Consider the following 393-nt stretch of genomic DNA (forward strand, 5'->3'; position numbering starts at 1 on the left):
GACCGATGCCGACCTGCTGCTCGGTTATGTCGACGAGCGTTCGTTCCTTGGCGGCGACTTTGCCCTCGACCGGCCCGCCGCGAAGGTGGCAATGGCACGCCTGGCAGATAACCTCGAGATCACGACTGAGCGCTGCGCGTGGGGGATCCATGACATGGTCAATGAAAGCATGAGCAAGGCGGCAGCCATGCAGGCGACTGAAAGTGGTGTCGACCCGCGCGGATTGCCGTTGATTGCTTTCGGCGGGGCGGGACCTGTGCATGCCTACGGCGTCGCGCGCAAGCTCGGTATCCGCAAGGTGATCTGCCCGCTGGGCGCCGGCGTGACCTCGGCGATCGGGCTCCTGGGCGCTCCGGTGGCAGCCGACTTGTCCGCGAGCCGTCCGCTCGCCGT

Annotated in this window: 1 protein-coding gene; it reads left to right on the top strand. The window is 66.7% G+C overall.

Annotated features, from left to right (window positions below; genetic code table 11):
- Positions 1 to 393: hydantoinase/oxoprolinase family protein (locus tag EOS_RS42875; RefSeq protein ID WP_047898323.1), on the top strand; the 393-nt coding region annotated here is incomplete at both ends.

This window comes from Caballeronia mineralivorans PML1(12) (assembly GCF_001028175.1).
GTDB lineage: Bacteria > Pseudomonadota > Gammaproteobacteria > Burkholderiales > Burkholderiaceae > Caballeronia > Caballeronia mineralivorans.